The organism is Nocardioides sp. CCNWLW216 (genome assembly GCF_037120545.1).
GTDB lineage: Bacteria > Actinomycetota > Actinomycetes > Propionibacteriales > Nocardioidaceae > Nocardioides > Nocardioides lianchengensis.
This window is the reverse complement of sequence record NZ_JBBBBJ010000009.1, coordinates 63,365-80,107: the sequence shown is the minus strand read 5'-3', so window position 1 is coordinate 80,107 and position 16,743 is coordinate 63,365. Positions and strand designations below refer to the sequence as shown.

General features: G+C 74.1%; 17 protein-coding genes. 6 read left to right on the top strand and 11 right to left on the bottom strand.

Going from position 1 to position 16,743, the window contains the following annotated elements; translation table 11 throughout:
* The first annotated feature begins 3 nt into the window (after positions 1–3).
* From V7S47_RS18975 to V7S47_RS18950, 6 genes are read left to right on the top strand one after another with little or no spacing between them, the layout of a single operon-like run.
* A complete protein-coding gene (locus V7S47_RS18975; protein WP_336563046.1) occupies positions 4–1,188 on the top strand; it encodes a CaiB/BaiF CoA transferase family protein in 1,185 nt (394 codons plus the stop codon).
* Positions 1,185–2,279 carry a hypothetical protein gene (locus V7S47_RS18970; protein ID WP_336563045.1) on the top strand — a complete coding sequence of 365 codons (1,095 nt, stop codon included), beginning with the start codon at positions 1,185–1,187 and terminating at the stop codon, positions 2,277–2,279. The genes V7S47_RS18975 and V7S47_RS18970 overlap by 4 nt, the downstream gene beginning before the upstream one ends.
* Positions 2,276–3,046 (top strand): enoyl-CoA hydratase/isomerase family protein, encoded by a 771-nt coding sequence (locus V7S47_RS18965; RefSeq protein WP_336563044.1) that lies wholly within the window; start codon positions 2,276–2,278, stop codon positions 3,044–3,046. The genes V7S47_RS18970 and V7S47_RS18965 overlap by 4 nt, the downstream gene beginning before the upstream one ends.
* Positions 3,047–3,058: 12 nt before the next feature.
* Complete coding sequence (locus V7S47_RS18960) at positions 3,059–3,949, top strand: fumarylacetoacetate hydrolase family protein (RefSeq protein ID WP_336563043.1); 891 nt, start codon at positions 3,059–3,061, stop codon at positions 3,947–3,949.
* Positions 3,946–4,914, top strand: coding sequence for an MBL fold metallo-hydrolase (locus V7S47_RS18955; RefSeq protein ID WP_336563042.1), 969 nt, complete (start codon positions 3,946–3,948; stop codon positions 4,912–4,914). Before V7S47_RS18960 ends, V7S47_RS18955 begins: the two co-directional genes overlap by 4 nt.
* Positions 4,911–6,419, top strand: coding sequence for an aldehyde dehydrogenase (NADP(+)) (locus V7S47_RS18950; protein WP_336563040.1), 1,509 nt, complete (start codon positions 4,911–4,913; stop codon positions 6,417–6,419). Before V7S47_RS18955 ends, V7S47_RS18950 begins: the two co-directional genes overlap by 4 nt.
* 61 nt (positions 6,420–6,480) lie before the next feature.
* On the opposite strand, the gene V7S47_RS18945 is transcribed toward V7S47_RS18950, so the two are convergent.
* The 11 genes from V7S47_RS18945 to V7S47_RS18895 are packed head-to-tail and all read right to left on the bottom strand — an operon-like array spanning position 6,481 to position 16,743.
* Positions 6,481–7,251 (bottom strand): SDR family NAD(P)-dependent oxidoreductase, encoded by a 771-nt coding sequence (locus tag V7S47_RS18945; protein WP_336563039.1) that lies wholly within the window; start codon positions 7,249–7,251, stop codon positions 6,481–6,483.
* The gene (locus tag V7S47_RS18940; protein WP_336563037.1) at positions 7,248–8,099 is read right to left on the bottom strand and encodes a fumarylacetoacetate hydrolase family protein; all 852 of its coding nucleotides are present in this window, start codon (positions 8,097–8,099) and stop codon (positions 7,248–7,250) included. Before V7S47_RS18940 ends, V7S47_RS18945 begins: the two co-directional genes overlap by 4 nt.
* A gap of 19 nt (positions 8,100–8,118) precedes the next feature.
* Positions 8,119–9,057 carry a sugar kinase gene (locus tag V7S47_RS18935; RefSeq protein WP_336563036.1) on the bottom strand — a complete coding sequence of 313 codons (939 nt, stop codon included), beginning with the start codon at positions 9,055–9,057 and terminating at the stop codon, positions 8,119–8,121.
* Positions 9,054–9,809 (bottom strand): SDR family oxidoreductase, encoded by a 756-nt coding sequence (locus V7S47_RS18930; RefSeq protein ID WP_336563035.1) that lies wholly within the window; start codon positions 9,807–9,809, stop codon positions 9,054–9,056. The genes V7S47_RS18935 and V7S47_RS18930 overlap by 4 nt, the downstream gene beginning before the upstream one ends.
* Positions 9,806–10,831 carry a zinc-dependent alcohol dehydrogenase gene (locus tag V7S47_RS18925; protein WP_336563034.1) on the bottom strand — a complete coding sequence of 342 codons (1,026 nt, stop codon included), beginning with the start codon at positions 10,829–10,831 and terminating at the stop codon, positions 9,806–9,808. Before V7S47_RS18925 ends, V7S47_RS18930 begins: the two co-directional genes overlap by 4 nt.
* An 11-nt stretch (positions 10,832–10,842) precedes the next feature.
* Positions 10,843–11,793, bottom strand: coding sequence for an aldo/keto reductase (locus tag V7S47_RS18920; RefSeq protein ID WP_336563033.1), 951 nt, complete (start codon positions 11,791–11,793; stop codon positions 10,843–10,845).
* Positions 11,790–12,629 (bottom strand): amidohydrolase family protein, encoded by an 840-nt coding sequence (locus V7S47_RS18915; protein ID WP_336563032.1) that lies wholly within the window; start codon positions 12,627–12,629, stop codon positions 11,790–11,792. Before V7S47_RS18915 ends, V7S47_RS18920 begins: the two co-directional genes overlap by 4 nt.
* Positions 12,626–13,708, bottom strand: a complete 1,083-nt coding sequence (locus V7S47_RS18910) for an ABC transporter ATP-binding protein (RefSeq protein WP_336563031.1) — start codon at positions 13,706–13,708, stop codon at positions 12,626–12,628. The genes V7S47_RS18915 and V7S47_RS18910 overlap by 4 nt, the downstream gene beginning before the upstream one ends.
* Positions 13,705–14,910 carry a mandelate racemase/muconate lactonizing enzyme family protein gene (locus tag V7S47_RS18905; protein ID WP_336563030.1) on the bottom strand — a complete coding sequence of 402 codons (1,206 nt, stop codon included), beginning with the start codon at positions 14,908–14,910 and terminating at the stop codon, positions 13,705–13,707. Before V7S47_RS18905 ends, V7S47_RS18910 begins: the two co-directional genes overlap by 4 nt.
* A 4-nt stretch (positions 14,911–14,914) precedes the next feature.
* Positions 14,915–15,742, bottom strand: coding sequence for a carbohydrate ABC transporter permease (locus tag V7S47_RS18900; protein WP_090857065.1), 828 nt, complete (start codon positions 15,740–15,742; stop codon positions 14,915–14,917).
* On the bottom strand, positions 15,742–16,743 hold the full coding sequence (locus tag V7S47_RS18895; protein WP_336563029.1) for a carbohydrate ABC transporter permease: 1,002 nt from the start codon (positions 16,741–16,743) through the stop codon (positions 15,742–15,744). The genes V7S47_RS18900 and V7S47_RS18895 overlap by 1 nt, the downstream gene beginning before the upstream one ends.

Below are 16,743 nucleotides of genomic sequence, written 5' to 3'. Positions count from 1 at the left end.
CCCATGCCCGTCCTCGACGGCTACCGCGTCCTCGACCTCTCGATCGCCATGGCCGGCCCGCTGGCCACCATGCGCCTCGGCGACCTCGGCGCCGACGTCATCAAGATCGAGCCGACCACCGGCGAGTGGCAGCGCCACGTCAGCGCCGGCGGCGCGGTCGGCAACGAGGTCAACGCCTCGTTCCTCTCCCTCAACCGCAACAAGCGCAGCCTCGCGGTCGACCTGAAGAGCGACGAGGGGAAGGCGCTGCTGGCCAGGCTGGTCGCGACCGCCGACGTCGTGCTGCAGAACTACCGCCCGGGCGTCGCGGCCCGCCTCGGCGTCGACTACGAGACCCTGCGCGCGATCAAGCCCGACCTGGTCTACGTCTCCATGAGCGGGTACGGCGAGTCCGGCCCGTACGTCGCCCGACCCGGCCAGGACCTGCTCCTGCAGTCGCTCGGCGGCGCTCTCTACAGCGCCGGCACACCGGAGCAGCCGCCCCAGGCGGCGCCGTACTTCCTGGCCGACGCGATCACCGGCTACTCCGCCTTCGAGGCGGTCCTGGCCGCGCTGCTGCACCGCGAGCGCTCCGGCGAGGGCCAGCTGGTCGAGGTCAACATGCTCGACGCGCTGATCGCCATGCAGATGCAGGAGCTGTCGGTGCGCACCGTCGGCGGCGTCCCGCAGAGCCGCAGCACCGAGGTGCACGCGCACACCTACATCCGGGCGCCGTACGGGATCTACGCCACCTCCGACGGGTACGTCGCGCTCGCGTTCGCCGACCTCGGCGTGCTGGCCGAGGCCTTCGACGAGCCCGAGCTGAAGGCGTTCGACGCCGAGCGCGACGGGTTCACCCACCGTGACGAGATCTCCGCGCTGGTGGCCCGCTGCCTGGCCACCCGGACCACCGCGTGGTGGCTGGAGGACCTCGGCGGGCGCGGGGTGTGGGTCGGCCCGGTCAACTCCTACGACGACCTGCTCGACGACCCGCAGGTGCAGCACAACGGCTCGTTCGTCACCTACGACCACCCCACCGAGGGCGAGGTCACCACGCCGGGCTTCGCGTTCAGGATGGCCGCGACGCCGGCCACCGTGGCCCGCCCGGCGCCCCTGGTCGGGCAGCACACCGACGAGGTGCTGGCCGAGGTCGGCCTCAGCGCGGCCGAGGTCGGCGCGCTCGTGGAGGCGGGGGTCGTGCGCCGATGACCGGGCTCCGCGGCATGACCTGGGACCACCCGCGCGCCTACCTGCCGCTGCAGGCCTTCGCCGGGCGCCTCGCGGCGCCCCGGATCACCTGGGACCGACAGTCGCTGGCCGACTTCGAGGCCCGACCGCTCGAGACGCTGGCGCCGTCGTACGACTTCCTGGTCGTCGACCACCCCGGCCTCGGCCACGCGATCGCCACCGGCGCGCTGCTGCCGTGGGACAAGGTCTTCACGGGCGACGAGCTGGCCGTCTGGGCCGCGGCGAGCGTGGGTCCGACCTGGGCCAGCTACACCCTCGACGACCAGCAGTGGGCGCTCCCCATCGACGCCGCCACCCAGGTGGGCGTGCGCGCCGCCGACCTGACGACGCCGCTGCCCACCGCCTGGACCGACGTCCCCGACGCCAGCCGCGAGATCGCGACCACCCTGTGCCTGGGCGGCCCGCACGCCTTCCTGATGCTGCTCGCCATGTGCGCCGACGACGACCGCCGCTCCCCCGACCTGCTCGACCCGCAGGTCGCCGAGCAGGCCCTCGACCTGCTCACCTGGCTGTGGCGGACCGTGGACCGGACGACCTCGCTCGGCGACCCGATCACCGTGCACGAGGCGATCGCCGCCGGCGCGGCCGACTGGTGCCCGCTCGCCTACGGCTACGCGTCGTACGCCGCCGGCCGCACCGGTGCCCGCCCGCTGGCCTGGGCCGGCGCGCCGTCGTTCGCGACCGACCGGCCGGGCAGCGTCCTCGGCGGCACCGGCCTCGCGCTGTCCGCCCACCGCGACACCGACCTGGACGACGTACGACGCTGGGTGACCGCCTTCCTCGCCGACGACGTCCAGACCGCCCTGGTGCCCTCGACCTCCGGCCAGCCCGCGCACCGCGGCGCCTGGGACAGCCCCGAGGTCGACCGGGACTGGGGCGGCTACTACTCCGCCACCCGCCGCTCGGTCGACACCGCCTGGGTCCGTCCCCGGTACGACGGCTGGGTCGCCCTGCAGGACGAGGCCTCGGAGCTGGTGCGCGAGGTCGTCGACGGCCGCGCCCGCGCCGCGGCGGTCGTCACCGAGATCAACGAGAGGTTCCGCAGCGCATGAGCGAGCACATCGGCTTCGAGGTCGCCGACGGCGTCGGGGTGATCACCCTGCGCCGGCCGGAGAAGCTCAACGCCGTCACCAAGGACATGAGCTCCACGCTGCTGGAGCTCGTCGAGACGATGGACGACCGCGAGGACGTGCGGGCGCTGGTGCTCACCGGCGCCGGCGAGCGCTCCTTCTGCGTCGGCAGCGACATCGGCGAGGTCGACGGCTACCCCGACCCGTGGCAGTTCCGGAACCGCCGCGACTACTGCGACGCGCTGCGCGCCCTGCGCCTGCCGGTCATCGCGGCCGTCAACGGCCTCGCGTACGGCGGCGGCCTCGAGCTCGCGCTCTCCTGCGACGTCCGTCTGGCCAGCACCACCGCCCGCTTCTGCGCGGCCGAGATCAAGCTGGGCTGGATCGGCGGCGGCGGCGTGACCGCGCTGCTGTCCAACGCCGTGTCGTCGAGCGACGCGGCGCTGATGCTGCTGACCGGCGACCCCGTCGACGCCCCGGAGGCGCTCCGGACCGGACTGGTCAGTCGGCTGCACGAGCCGGACGAGCTGCTCGACGCCGCCCTCACGCTGGCCCGCACGATCGCGGCCCGGCCCCCGATCGCCGCCCAGTCGGCGAAGGCCAACCTGCTGGCCGCGCGCAGCATGGCGCTCGAGCCGGCCATCCAGTACGAGCGCGAGATGCAGGCCATCTGCATGGCCACCCAGGACGCCGCCGAGGGGCGGCGCGCCTTCGCCGAGAAGCGACCGCCGGTCTTCACCGGCCGCTAAGGAGTCCCGAGAATGCTGATCATCCGCTACGTCCACGACGACCAGGTGCTGGTCGGCCTCGAGAGCGACGGGCAGGTCCGGGCGCTGCCCGTGGCCACCCTGGCCGAGCTGCTGCGGCTGCCCCTGGCCGAGCTCCGCGCGGTCTGCGAGGCGGTCACGGCGCCCGCCGTACCGCTCGAGGGGGTGCGGCTGCTGCCGCCCGTCGACGGCCTCACCGAGGTGTGGGCCGCCGGCGTCACCTACCAGCGCTCCAGCGAGGCGCGCCAGGAGGAGTCGGGCGTGCCCGACGTCTACTCCCGGGTGTACGACGCCGCGCGGCCCGAGCTGTTCTTCAAGTCCGTCGCCTGGCGGGCCGTCGGCGACGGCGAGCCGATCGGCGTCCGCGAGGACTCGCCGGTCAACGTGCCCGAGCCCGAGGTCGTCGTGGTGGTCAACGCCGCCGGCGAGACGGTCGGCGTCAGCGTGTGCGACGACGTGTCGTCGCGCTCGATCGAGGGCGAGAACCCGCTCTACCTGCCGCAGGCCAAGCTCTACCACGGCGCCTGCGCGGTCGGCCCCGGCATCCGGCCGGTCTGGGAGGTGCCGGACCTCTACGACCTCGGCGTCACCCTGGTCGTCACCGGCGCCGACGGCACCGTGCGCTGGAAGGGCGAGACGTCCACCCGGCTGCTGCACCGCACGTACGACGACCTCGTCGAGCACCTGCGCCGGCAGTCGACGTTCCCCGACGGGGCGCTCCTCTCGACCGGCACCGGCCTGGTGCCCGACCTGGACTTCGACCTGGTCCCCGGCGACGTCGTCGAGGTCTCGGTCGCCGGCGTCGGCACCCTGCGCAACCCGGTCCTGGCCGCGTCGGCCGAGCACTTCGCCTGGCTGTCCCCCGACCCGGCGCGGCGGCCGTGAGCCTGCCGGCGTCGGTCTTCGGCGACTGGGTCCGGATCGAGACCGAGTACCTCCAGGCCTGCGGGCTCCCGCTGTGGCTGCACGCGCTGCCGCACGAGGGCGGGCTGGTGCTGCTCGACAGCGGCACGTCGATCACGCCGGAGACCTCGGTGCGCGGCCGGCTGGCCGGTGCGGGTCACCGGATCGAGGACGTCTCACTGGTCGTCAACAGCCACGCGCACCCCGACCACATGGGCGGCAACGCGGCCCTGGCCGCGGTCAGCGACGCGGTCTTCGCCGCCCCGGCCGCCGAGGCCGCGTGGCTGGAGGACAACGACCGGGTGATCACCGAGCTGTGGGAGGCCAACCCGGACGCCTACCGGCTCAGCGCCGAGGAACGCGCCGAGATCGCCGGCCTGTACGGCGAGCGCGTCCGGATCGACCGGCTGCTGCGCGACGGCGACGTCCTGGACGGCTCGTTCGGCCGCCTCGAGGTGGTCACCACCAGCGGCCACTCCCCCGGCCACATCGCGGTGCGCGACCTGGACCGCGGGCTGCTCTTCACCTTCGACGACGTGCAGGGCGCGGGCGTCCCCATCGCCGGCTCGGCCGAGTGGCTGGCTCCGCTCTACCACGACGTCGACCGCTACCGGTCCGGCCTGCGGCGACTGCTCGACCTCGACTTCGCCGCGCTGGTCCCCTCGCACGGCGACCCGCTCGATCCCGCCGCCGGGCGCGCGCGGATCCAGGAGAGCCTGGACTTCGTCGACCGCGCGACCGACTTCGTCCACGACCACCTGACCCGGCACGAGGTGGTCGGCGTGCGCGACCTGGCGATCGCCATCGGTCGCGACCTGGGCCCGTTCGGCGGGCCCAACCTGCAGACCGTCTCCCTCGCCCGCGCCCACCTCGACGACCTGGCCCGCCGCGGCCTCGCCGGCGCCCGCTGGCACCTCACCCCCGACCCGACCCAGAAGGACTCATGACGCTCATCCAGGGCACCGACCCCCGCACCGGCGAGCCGGTCGGCGAGGCCTACGCCGCGACCACCCCCGACGAGCTGGAGCAGCTGCTCGCGGCCGCGGCCGCCGCGGCCCCGTCGTACGCCGCCTCGGAGCCGGGCGTGCGCGCCGGGCTGCTGCGCGCGCTGGCCGACCGGCTGGACGAGAACGCCGCCGCGCTGGCCGAGCTGGGCAGCCTCGAGTCCGGCCTGCCGCTGGGCCGGCTGACCGGCGAGGTCGGCCGGACGTCCGGGCAGCTGCGGCTGTTCGCGACGGTGGTCGAGGAGGGGTCCTACCTCGAGGCGACCCTCGACCCCGCGGTCCCCACCGCGACGCCGCCGCGGCCCGACCTGCGCCGGGTCCTGGTGTCCCTCGGCCCGGTGCTGGTCTTCGGCGCCTCGAACTTCCCGCTGGCCTTCAGCGTCCTCGGCGGCGACACCGCCTCCGCCCTCGCGTGCGGCTCGCCGGTGCTGGCCAAGGTGCACGACTCGCACCCGGGCCTCTCGGCGACCGTCCTCGACCTGGCCGCGACCGTCGTGGCCGAGCAGGGCCTGCCCGCCGGCGTGATCGGCGCGGTGCGCGGCAACGACGCGGCCCTCACCGCCCTGCGCGATCCCCGGATCAAGGCGGCCGGCTTCACCGGCTCGACCCACGTGGGCCGGATGCTCTTCGACGCCGCCTCCTCGCGGCCCGACCCGATCCCGTTCTTCGGCGAGCTCGGCAGCATCAACCCGACGATCGTCACGCCCTCGGCCGTCGCCGCCCGCGGCGCCGCGATCGTCGACGGGTACGTCGACTCCTTCACCCTCGGCACCGGCCAGTTCTGCACCAAGCCCGGCCTGCTCTTCCTGCCCCGCGGCCACGGCCTGGCCGACGCCCTGGCCGCCCGGGTCGGTGCCGCCGCCCCCGCGCCGCTGCTCAACGCCCGGATCCGCACCGCCCTCGACGACGGGGTCGCCGCGCTGTCGGCGGCCGCGACCCGGCTCGCCCGCGGCGAGGACGCCCCGGCCGAGGGATCCTGGGCCTCGCCGTCGGTCTTCGTCACCTCCGCCGCCACCGTCGCCGCCGACCCGACCGTCACCGAGGAGGTCTTCGGCCCGGTCTCCGTCGTCGTCGAGTACGACGACCTCGACGACCTGGCCGTCGCGCTCCGCTCGGTCGAGGGCAGCCTGACCGCGACCCTGCACGTCGAGGACGACGACTCGCTCCCGCTCGACGAGCTGGTCGGCCTGGTCGCCGCGCGCGCCGGCCGGGTGCTGTTCAACGGCTGGCCGACCGGCGTGGCCGTCAGCTGGGCGCAGACCCACGGCGGTCCCTGGCCGTCCACCACCTCGGCGCAGCACACCTCCGTCGGCGCGACCGCGATCCGCCGCTGGCTGCGCCCCGTGACGTTCCAGGACGCGCCGGACGCCGTACTCCCCGCGTCGCTGCGCGACGCCAACCCGTGGGGCCTCCCGCGGCGCCTGGACGGGGTGCTCGTCCTGCCGTGACGCTCCGATAGTCCCTGACCTCCTGCAGGCTCGTGGCCCGCGGAAGGTCAGGGACTATCGGTCAGGTCGGGCGGACCCGGAGGTGGGTGACGCCGCCGTCGACGTCGAGCGCCGTACCGGTCGTGGAGCCGTTGCGGGGCGAGGCCAGGTAGGCGACGGCGTGGGCGACCTCGGCCGGGGTGACCATCCGGCCGGTGGCCTGGCGGGCGTCCATGGCGGCCCGCTCGGCGACCGGGTCGGGGAAGTTCTGCAGCAACCGGTCCACGAAGCCCGTGTGCACCGTGCCGGGGCACACGCAGTTGACCCGGATCCCCTCGCGGACGTGGTCGGTGGCCAGCGCGAAGGTCAGCGACATCACCGCGCCCTTGGACGCGGAGTAGAGCGCGCGCTGCGGGAGCCCGTTCAGGGCGGCGATCGAGGACAGGTTGACGACCGCCGCCGCGGACGACGCCCGCAGGTGCGGGAGCGCGGCCGCGGTCACCCGGGCGATGCCGGTGACGTTGACGTCGAGGACCCGGGCCCAGGTGGCGTCGTCGTTCTCCTCGACGGTGCCGACGGCGGAGATGCCCGCGTTGTTCACCAGTACGTCGAGGCCGCCCAGCTCGGCCCCCACGCGGGCGACCGCCGCGTCGACCGACGCCCGGTCGGCCACGTCGCAGACGACCGGCAGCGCGCCGTCCGGCGCCGCGGACGGGTCCAGGTCGAGGGCGGCGACCCGCGCTCCCCGGGCGAGCAGCTCGGTGACGACGGCCGCCCCGATGCCGGCGCCGCCGCCGGTGACAGCCGCGACCAGGCCGTCGTACTCACCCGGACGAGGCACGGGGGTGGTCATGCCTGCTCGAAGGTCTGCCGGGCCGTGCCGAGGCCGGCGATGGTGAGCTCGACGACGTCGCCCGCGCGCAGGTAGGGCTGGCCCTCGATGCCCATCGCGACACCCGCCGGGGTGCCGGTGTTGATCAGGTCGCCGGGCTCGAGGACGAGGAACTGCGACAGGTACCAGATGACGTGCGCGACGCCGAAGACCATGTCGGCGGTGGTGCCGTCCTGGCGGACGGTGCCGTTGACCGACAGCGACAGCCGCAGGTCCTGGGGGTCGGCGACCTCGTCGGCCGTGACCAGCTCGGGGCCGAGCGGGTTGAAGGTCTCGCAGCTCTTGCCCTTGTCCCACTGGCCGCCGCGCTCGAGCTGGAACTCGCGCTCGGAGACGTCGTGGGAGACGGCGTACCCGGCGACGTGCGCGAGCGCCTGCTCGGGCGACTCCAGGTAGCGCGCCTTCGTGCCGATGACGACGCCGAGCTCGACCTCCCAGTCGGTCTTCACGGACTTCCGCGGCACGTAGACGGTGTCGAACGGGCCGACCACGGTCGACGGGTCCTTCATGAAGAGCACCGGCTCCTCGGGGATCGCGGCCCCGGTCTCGGCCGCGTGGTCGCGGTAGTTCAGCCCGATGCAGAGGATCTTGCCCGGCCGGGCGATCGGCGCCCCGACCCGCAGGTCCGCCACGCCCTCGAGCGGGGCCAGCGAGCCGGCCGCCACCGCCGAGCGGACGGCGTCCAAGCCGCCGCCCGCGAAGAACGCGGGCCCGAGGTCGGCGGTCACCGGGCGCAGGTCCAGGTGGGTGCCGTCGACGATCACGGTGGGGATCTCGGCACCGACGGGGCCGAGGCGGGCGAAACGCATGGTGTTCTCCTAGGTGGGTTCAGCGGGTGACCGGGTCGGGCCGGTCGAGGGTGTCCAGGTCGGCGCGGGTGGGCAGGCCCTCCCAGTCGCCGGGCGACAGGCAGGCGAACGCGCCGCAGCGCACCGCCGTCGCCAGTCGGGTCGCGGGGTCGCGGCCGGCGAGCAGCTCGGCCAGGTAGCCGGCCACGAAGGCGTCGCCGGCACCCACGGTGTCCACGACGGGTACGACGACCGCCGGGACGGCGAGCCGCTCGCCGCCGACGATCGCCCGGCAGCCGTCGGCGCCGCGCTTCAGCACCACGTCGCCCGCGCAGACAGCGGCCAGCTCGTCGAGCAGCGCCTCCGGGTCGGTCGTCGCGGTGCCGGTCAGCAGCCGGGCCTCGTCCTCGCCGGCGAAGACCACGGCGGCTCGGGCGGCGAAGGACCGGTAGACGGAGGCGGCGTCGCGCGCGCCCCAGACCCCGGCCCGGTGGTTGACGTCGAACGAGAGCGGTACGCCGGCCCCGGCCGCCCGGTCGCGCACGTGCAGCGCGGTCGCCAGGGCGGTGTCCGACAGACCCGGGGTGATGCCGGTGAGGTGCACCAGCCCGGCGTCGTCCACCAGCCCGGGCGGTACGTCGGCCGGCCGCAGCCGGCTGCCCGCGCTGCCGGCCCGGTGGTAGAGCACGGTCGTGGCCAGCGCGCTGCGTCGCTCCTTGGTCATCAGCGCGGTCGGGGCGTCCGGATCGGACACGGAGACCACGGAGAGCCCCTCGGCGCGGAGCTCGCGCAGCACCCGCTCGCCCCACGGGTCGGCGCCCACCCGGCCCAGCCAGGTCGCCGGCCCGCCGAGGCGCCGTACGCCGATGGCGACGTTGCTCTCCGCCCCGCCGATCCCGACCGACGCGGTGGTGGCGTGCCGCAGCGGCCCGGTCACCACCAGGCCGAGCGTCTCGCCGATCGTGAGCAGGCCGGTCATCGGCCGAGCCAGCCCCCGTCGACGGGCAGCGTGATGCCGCTGACGTAGTCGGAGGCGCGGCTGCACAGGAAGACGGTGGCGCCGGCGAGGTCCTCGCCACCGCCCCAGCGACCGGCCGGGATCCGCTCCAGGATCGAGCGCGAGCGGTCCGGGTCGTCCTGCAGGGCCTGGGTGTTGTCGGTGGCGATGTAGCCGGGGGCGATCGCGTTGACGTTGACGCCGCGACCCGCCCACTCGTTGGCCAGCGCCTTGGTCAGCCCGGCGACGCCGGACTTGGAGGCGGTGTAGCCGGGCACGTTGATGCCGCCCTGGAAGGACAGCAGCGATGCGGTGAACACGACCTTGCCGGAGCCGCGCTCCAGCATCGGCGCGGCCAGCGCCTGGGTCAGCGCGAACTGCGACGACAGGTTCACCGCGATCACCTCGTCCCACAGCTCGAGCGCGTGCTCGGCGGCGGGCTGGCGGCGGATGGTGCCGGCGTTGTTGACCAGGATGTCGGGCGCCCGCTCGGCCAACTCCGCCCCGAGGGCGAGCACGGCGGACCGGTCCGCGAAGTCGCAGCGCCGCCCCTCGAAGGACCGCCCGGCGGCCCGCACCAGGCGGCCGACCTCGGGGACGTCCTCCAGCTGCGCCGAGACGCCGATGACGTCGGCGCCGGCCTCGGCCAGGGCCACCGCCATCGCGAGGCCGATGCCCCGGCGGGCACCGGTGACGACGGCGGTCCGCCCGGTCAGGTCGAAGAGGTCGCTCATGCCGGCACCGCCTGGGTGTCCACGAGGACCTTCATGGCCCGACCCGACTCCAGGGAGGCGAACGCCTCGGCCACCTCGGAGATCGGCAGCACGGCGGTGATCATCGTGTCGGCCGGGATCGACCCGTCGGCGATCAGCGCCGCGGCCCGCTCGAAGTCGGCCCGCTCGTAGACCCGGGCGCCCAGGATCCGCAGCTCGCGCCAGAAGACGCGCTGCAGGTTCACCGGCACCGGCTGCGGGTGGATGGCCACGACCACGACCGTGCCGCGGACCTTGGCGACCGCGGTCGCCGCGAGCACGGCCGGGGCCGCGCCGGAGACCTCGAAGACCACGTCGGCCCCCGCCTCGCCGGTCCAGGCCTCCACGTGGGCGACCAGGTCGCCCGCGGTCGGGTCGAAGGTCTCGTGACCGAGCGACGCGATGGTCGCGCGCCGGCCGGCGTCGGGCTCGGACACCAGCACCCGGGCCCCGGCGGCCGCGGCGACGACGGCGATCAGCACGCCGATCGGCCCGCCGCCGAGGACGACCGCGGTGTCGCCCAGGCCGACCTCGGAGCGCCGTACGTCGTGGACCGCGACGGCGACCGGCTCGACCAGCGCCCCGTGCTGCAGCGGGACGTCGGCGCCGAGGCGGACCAGGAGGTCGGCCCGGACGTTCCAGCGGCCCTGCAGGGCGCCGGGGCTGTCGATGCCGACGAAGTCGAGGTGCTGGCAGACGTGCTGGTGGCCGGCCCGGCAGGCCGGGCAGGTCCCGTCCCAGGCCAGCGGCATGACCGTGACCGGGTCGCCGACCGACCAGCCGGTGACGCCCTCGCCGAGCGCAGCCACGGTCCCCGACATCTCGTGCCCGATGATCGCCGGCATCGCGACGCGGGCGTCCATGGCGCCGTGCAGGATGTGCAGGTCGGTGCCGCAGATGCCGACGTACGCGACCTCGACCTGCACCTCCCCGGGGGCGGGGACGACCGGCTCGGCCTCGGCGACCTTCAGGGTGCCGTCGCCGACGTACGACGCGGTGAGCATGGGGTTCTCCTCTAGACGGGGGTGAGCTCGGCCCAGAGCGCGTCCGGGACCGGTACGCCGAGCCGGCGGACCGACTCGGCGACCTGCCCGGCGGTGCGCAGGCCGGCGACGACGGACACCACGGCGGGGTGGCGCAGCGGGAACTGGAGGGCGGCCTCGGGCAGGCTGACGCCGTGCCGCTCGCAGGCGTCGGCCATGGCGTGCGCCCGGCGCAGCACCGCGGGGTCGGCCTGCTGGTAGTCGAAGGTCGCGTCGGAGGGCGGCCGCGGATTGGCCAGCAGCCCGGAGTTGTACGGCGCCGCCGCGACCACCGAGACGCCCCGCTCGGCGCACGCGTCGAGCAGCGGCTCGCCGGAGCGGTCGAGCAGGGTCCAGCGGTTGGCCAGCATGACCACGTCGACGTCGGTCTCCTCGACCAGCCGCAGCGGGACGGCGATCTGGTTCATGCCGACGCCGATCGCACCGACCAGGCCCTGGTCGCGCAGCTCGGCCAGCGCGGGGACGCCGTACCGGACGGCGTCGTCGGCGTGGTCGTCCGGGTCGTGCAGGTAGACGACGTCGACCCGGTCCACGCCGAGCCGCTCCAGGCTGGACTCGAAGCTGCGCAGCACGCCGTCGCGGGTGAAGTCGAAGCGCCGGACCAGGTCGTCGGGCACGTCGAAGCCGCCGCTCTCCAGGTCGGAGCCGGTGGGCGCGGGGTTCGGCTCGAGCAGCCGGCCGACCTTGGTGGACAGCACCACGCCCGGCAGCCCGGCGACGGCGGCGCCGAGCCGGCGCTCGGAGAGGCCGAGGCCGTAGTGCGGCGCGGTGTCGAAGTAGCGGACGCCGGCCTCGTGGGCGGCGACCGCCGCGGCGGTCGCGTCCTCGTCGGGCGTGGCCCGGTAGAGGTTGCCGAGGGAGGCCGCGCCGAAGCCGAGCTCGGTCAGCGCGATCCCGCGGCGCCCGATCGTGCGGGTCCTCATGACGCCAGCCCGTAGACGCGGGCGGCGGTGCCGCCCCAGACGGCAGCCGCCTCGGACGCCGAGAGCCCCGCGAGCAGCTCCTCGCTGACCTCGACCCAGCGGGCGTACGACGTGTCGGCGAGCAGGCTCACCGGCCAGTCCGAGCCCCACATGACGCGGTCGGCGCCGAACGCCGCCAGCACGGTCTCGACGGCGGGCACCAGGTCGGTGACCGTCCAGGCCTGCCAGTCGGCCTCGGTGACCAGGCCGGACAGCTTCACCGACACATGCGGGTGCGCGGCCAGCGCCGCGACGTCGCGACCCCAGTCGGCGAGGTCGCCGCCGAGCCCGGGCTTGCCGGCGTGGTCGAGCACGAACGTCGTCCCCGGCGTCGCCGCCACCGCCGCGGTGACGACCGGCAGCTGGGCGGGCGAGACCACGACGTCGTAGGCCAGCCCGGCCTCACCGAGGTGCTCCAGCGAGCGTCGTACGACGGGCCGCGCGAGCCAGTCCGGGTCGGGCTCGACCTGGAGCTGGTGGCGCACGCCGACCAGGTGCTCTCCGCCGGTCAGCGCGCGCGCCTCGGCCACCTCGGCGCCGAAGGAGTCCGCGGTCAGGTCGACCCAGCCGACCACGCCGAGGAGCCGCGGCTGCTCGGCCGCGAGGGCCAGCAGCTCGTGGGTCTCCTCGACGCTGGCGACGGTGTGCACGACGACGGTGCCGTCGATCCCGGCGGCGTCCAGCTGCGGCAGCAGCTCGTCGTACGCGAAGGAGCGCTCGAGGGGGGCCAGGCCGGCCGTCCACGGCTGCGGTCGGCGGGCCAGGTCCCAGAGGTGGTGGTGCGCGTCGATCCTCACGGGTTGAGGCGCCGCCCGGTGGCGTTGTCGAAGAGGTGCACGGCCGTCGGGTCGGTGGTGACCCGGATGGTCGAGCCCTTCTGGTGGCCGACCTGGCCGGGGACCCGGACGACGACGTTGCTGGGCGTGCCCTCGACGCCGGAGGTGCCGTAGACGTAGGCGTCCGCGCCGAGCTCCTCGACCAGGGTGACCTTGACCGGCAGCCCGTCCTGGCCCTCGCCGACGACCCGGAAGGCCTCGGGGCGCACGCCCAGGGTGACCGGACCGGTGGCGGCCGCGGCGGCGGCCCGGTCGACCGGGATCTCGTGCCCGCCGACGACGGCGTGGCCCTCGCGGAGCTCGCCCTCGATGAGGTTCATGGCGGGCGAGCCGATGAAGCCCGCGACGAAGAGGTTCGCCGGCTTGTCGTAGAGCGCGAGCGGCGTGTCCACCTGCTGCAGGACGCCGTCCTTGAGCACCGCGACCCGGTCGCCCATGGTCATCGCCTCGACCTGGTCGTGGGTGACGTACACCGTCGTGATCCCCAGGCGCTGCTGCAGCGCGGCGATCTGGGTGCGGGTCGAGACCCGCAGCTTGGCGTCGAGGTTCGACAGCGGCTCGTCCATGCAGAACACCTGCGGCTGGCGGACGATCGCGCGCCCCATCGCGACCCGCTGCCGCTGACCACCCGAGAGGGCCTTCGGCTTGCGGTCGAGGTAGGCGTCGAGGTCGAGCAGGGACGCTGCCTCCTTGACGCGGGCGGCCCGCTCCTCCTTGCCGACGCCGGCCATCTTGAGCGCGAAGGCCATGTTCTCGGCGACGGTCATGTGGGGGTAGAGCGCGTAGTTCTGGAAGACCATCGCGATGTCGCGGTCCTTGGGCGGCAGGTGCGTCACGTCGCGGTCGCCGATCCGGATCGACCCCGACGTCACCTCCTCCAGGCCCGCGAGCATCCGCAGCGAGGTGGACTTGCCGCAGCCGGACGGTCCGACCAGGACCATGAACTCCCCGTCCCGGATCTCCAGGTCGAGGGCGTCCACGGCAGGGGTGGTCGAGCCGGGGTAGAGGCGCTGGGCCTTCTCGTAGGTCACGGCGGTCACAGCGTAGGGCTCCCATCGGTGGTGGCGACCCCGTTGGCCAGGGGTGCGAAGAGGTGCGGCTCCGGCGAGATCAGCCGGCGGCCCGCGCGGTGCGGGCGGACGTGCGGTCCGGTGCTGAGGCCCCAGTCGGCCTGCTCGCCGAGACCGGCGATCGCGGCCTCGTCGACCTCCAGGCCGAGGCCCGGGGCCTCGCCGAGGACCAGGTGCCCGTCCTCGAAGTGCTGGTCGGCCCGGATCCCCTCCGGGAAGCCGAGGTCCTGGACCTCGGTCGCCAGGTGGTTGGGTACGGCGGCCGCCGCGTGCGCGAGCGGGTTCGCGTTGTAGCCGACCGGGCTGACGGGCAGCTCGAAGGCGTGGGCCAGCGCGGCCACCCGCAGGAAGTGGGTGATGCCCCAGACGCTGCCGGTCTGCACGATGTCGACCGCGGCGTGCTGGATCAGCGGCCGGAACTGCTCGAGGCCGGTCAGGTTCTCCCCGGTCGCGACCGCGGCGTCGACCGCCCGGACGACGTGGGCGTGACCCTCGACGTCCCAGCGGCGCACCGGCTCCTCGACCCAGGCCAGCGGGACCCGCTGCTCGATCCGGTGCAGGTAGCGGATCGCCTCCTTGCGCGACCACGACTCGTTCGCGTCGAGCATCAGCGACGGCTGGCGGCCGCCCGCGGCGTCGGCGTACAGGTCCCGGACCGCCTCGAGCCGGCGGATGTCGGTGGCGATGTCGAGCCCGCCCTTGAGCTTCACGGCCCGGAAGCCGCGGTCGGCGAACTCCTGCTGGACCTGGAGCAGCCGCTCGTCGTCGAGCGGTCCGTCCAGCCCGGAGGCGTAGCCGGGGACGACGTGGTCGCGGGCGCCGAGCAGCCGCCACAGCGGCTGGCCGGCGGCCTTGGCCTTCAGGTCCCACAGGGCCATGTCGAAGGCGCCGATCGCGCCGAACGTCACGCCGCCGTGGCCGGACTTGAAGACCCAGGCCAGCATCCGGTCGTAGAGCGCGGTGGTGGCCCGCGGGTCCTCGCCCTCCAGGGCGGGGAACACGGTGTCGAGGCCGGTGTGGCTGCCCAGGCCGACCCCGGTCAGGCCGGAGTCGGTCTCCAGGAGCACGACCGGGACGACGGTCTTGCCGGACTCGACGTACCCGTTGACGTCGCCGATCGGGCGGCCCCAGCGGTGCAGGGTCGAGAGGGTCCGGTAGCCGGTGATGCGCATCGGCTCAGCCCTTCGTCGATCCGGCGGTGACGCCGTCGGTGATCTGCTTCTGGAAGAACAGGTAGACGACCAGGACGGGCAGTGCCGCCATCACGACGCCACCCGCGAAGAGCGGGATGTTGTCGGAGTACTGGCCGCGCAGGGCGGTCACGCCCACCATCAGCGTCCGGTGGTCGGCCGACTGCATGGTGAGCAGCGAGATCAGCACGTCGTTCCAGCAGAACAGCGCGTTGAGGATGCCGACCGAGACCAGCGCCGGGCGGCCCAGCGGCAGCATCAGCCGCAGGTAGATGCCGAATGTGCTGGCCCCGTCGATGCGGGCCGCCTCGATGATCTCGCCCGGGATCCGGCTGTAGTAGCTGGTCATCAGGAAGACCGTGAACGGCAGGAACTGCGCCGTGTAGGCCAGCACCAGCCCGGGGTAGGTGTCCAGGAGCCCGATCTGGCCGAGGACCCGGAAGAACGGGACCATCACGACCTGGAACGGCACCAGCAGGGCGCCGAGGATCAGCAGGAACGCCGCCTTGCTGCCGCGGAAGTGCAGCTGGCTGAAGGCGAAGCCGGCCATCGACCCGAAGACCAGCAGCAGCGCGACGCTGCCGAGGGTGACGATGGTCGAGTTCAGCGCGTAGGTGCCGAGCCCGGAGGTCTGCCAGGCGTCGACGAAGTTGTCGAGGCCGAAGGTGTTCGACAGGCCGAAGCGGTCGAGGACGTACTCGCGCCGGGTCTTCTGCGAGACGTTGAGGGTGAACAGCAGCGGGTAGATCGTCGCGATGGCGAGCAGCGCCATCGGGATCGCGATGACCCAGCGGCTGAGACCACGGGTACCCATCAGGACTCCTTGGTCGCGCGCTTGAGGAGGCGCAGCTGGGCGAAGCCGACGACGAGCATCAGCACGAAGAGCACGATCGACGCGGCCGAGGCCAGCGCGGGACGGTTCATCTGGCCCTGCTGGGTCCAGATGTAGAGCTCGGGCAGGTACGTCGCCCCGCCCGGACCGCCGCCGGTCATGATGTAGAGCAGGCCGAACATCCCGGTCAGCATCCCGATCATCGTCGTCACGAAGACGAACTGGATGGTCTGGCTGAGCTCGGGGATGATCACGTGCCACACGGTCTGGCGCAGGTTGGCGCCGTCCGAGCGCGCGGCGTCGAGCAGCGACTGGTCGACGGTGGCGAAGCCGGCCATGAAGATCACCAGCGCCATGCCGAAGGTCGCCCAGATGTGCACGCCGATCACGGTGAACATGGCGTACGTCGAGTCGCCGAGCCAGTCGATCGGCTCGATCCCGACCTTCTCCAGCAGCTGGTTGGCCGGCCCGTCGAAGGACAGCACGACGTTGAAGATCGCGCCGATGATCACCGGGCTGAGCACGACCGGAAAGAAGTAGACGCTGCGGTAGAGCCGGTAGCCCGGCACCTTCAGGAAGAGGAAGGTGGCGAGCAGGCCGGGGATCGCGACCGCGACGGGGAGCGCGAGCAGCAGCAGCCCCACGTTCTTCATCGCGGTCCGGAAGACCTCGTCGTCCCACAGCGTGCGGTAGTTGTCGAGGCCGACCCAGGCGCCGTTGGCGTCGCCGTCGCCGGTGAAGGAGAAGTTGGCCCCCATCACCAGCGGCACGATGCGCAGCAGCACCACGATGAGGACGGCGGGCAGCACCAGCAGGTACGGCACCACCCGGTCCTCGGTCCAGCGGGGCCGCCGGCCGGAGCCGGCGGCCCGCTGACCGGTGCGGGTCGAGGGAGGGGTCGTCGCACCGGGGGTCCCGCCCGGCACCCGGGCGGAGCCGGGGTCGCCGGCGTCCGTCCGGGTGCCGAGGCGAGAGGTGTTCAT

Coding starts and splice junctions, on each gene's coding strand:
- V7S47_RS18895 (WP_336563029.1), bottom strand. CDS start 16,743: ATGAACACCTCTCGCCTCGGCACCCGGACGGACGCCGGCGACCCCGGC.
- V7S47_RS18945 (WP_336563039.1), bottom strand. CDS start 7,251: ATGACCACCCCCGTGCCTCGTCCGGGTGAGTACGACGGCCTGGTCGCG.
- V7S47_RS18905 (WP_336563030.1), bottom strand. CDS start 14,910: ATGCGCATCACCGGCTACCGGACCCTCTCGACCCTGCACCGCTGGGGC.
- V7S47_RS18930 (WP_336563035.1), bottom strand. CDS start 9,809: ATGAGCGACCTCTTCGACCTGACCGGGCGGACCGCCGTCGTCACCGGT.
- V7S47_RS18940 (WP_336563037.1), bottom strand. CDS start 8,099: ATGCGTTTCGCCCGCCTCGGCCCCGTCGGTGCCGAGATCCCCACCGTG.
- V7S47_RS18975 (WP_336563046.1), top strand. CDS start 4: ATGCCCGTCCTCGACGGCTACCGCGTCCTCGACCTCTCGATCGCCATG.
- V7S47_RS18950 (WP_336563040.1), top strand. CDS start 4,911: ATGACGCTCATCCAGGGCACCGACCCCCGCACCGGCGAGCCGGTCGGC.
- V7S47_RS18925 (WP_336563034.1), bottom strand. CDS start 10,831: ATGCTCACCGCGTCGTACGTCGGCGACGGCACCCTGAAGGTCGCCGAG.
- V7S47_RS18900 (WP_090857065.1), bottom strand. CDS start 15,742: ATGGGTACCCGTGGTCTCAGCCGCTGGGTCATCGCGATCCCGATGGCG.
- V7S47_RS18920 (WP_336563033.1), bottom strand. CDS start 11,793: ATGAGGACCCGCACGATCGGGCGCCGCGGGATCGCGCTGACCGAGCTC.
- V7S47_RS18965 (WP_336563044.1), top strand. CDS start 2,276: ATGAGCGAGCACATCGGCTTCGAGGTCGCCGACGGCGTCGGGGTGATC.
- V7S47_RS18970 (WP_336563045.1), top strand. CDS start 1,185: ATGACCGGGCTCCGCGGCATGACCTGGGACCACCCGCGCGCCTACCTG.
- V7S47_RS18960 (WP_336563043.1), top strand. CDS start 3,059: ATGCTGATCATCCGCTACGTCCACGACGACCAGGTGCTGGTCGGCCTC.
- V7S47_RS18935 (WP_336563036.1), bottom strand. CDS start 9,057: ATGACCGGCCTGCTCACGATCGGCGAGACGCTCGGCCTGGTGGTGACC.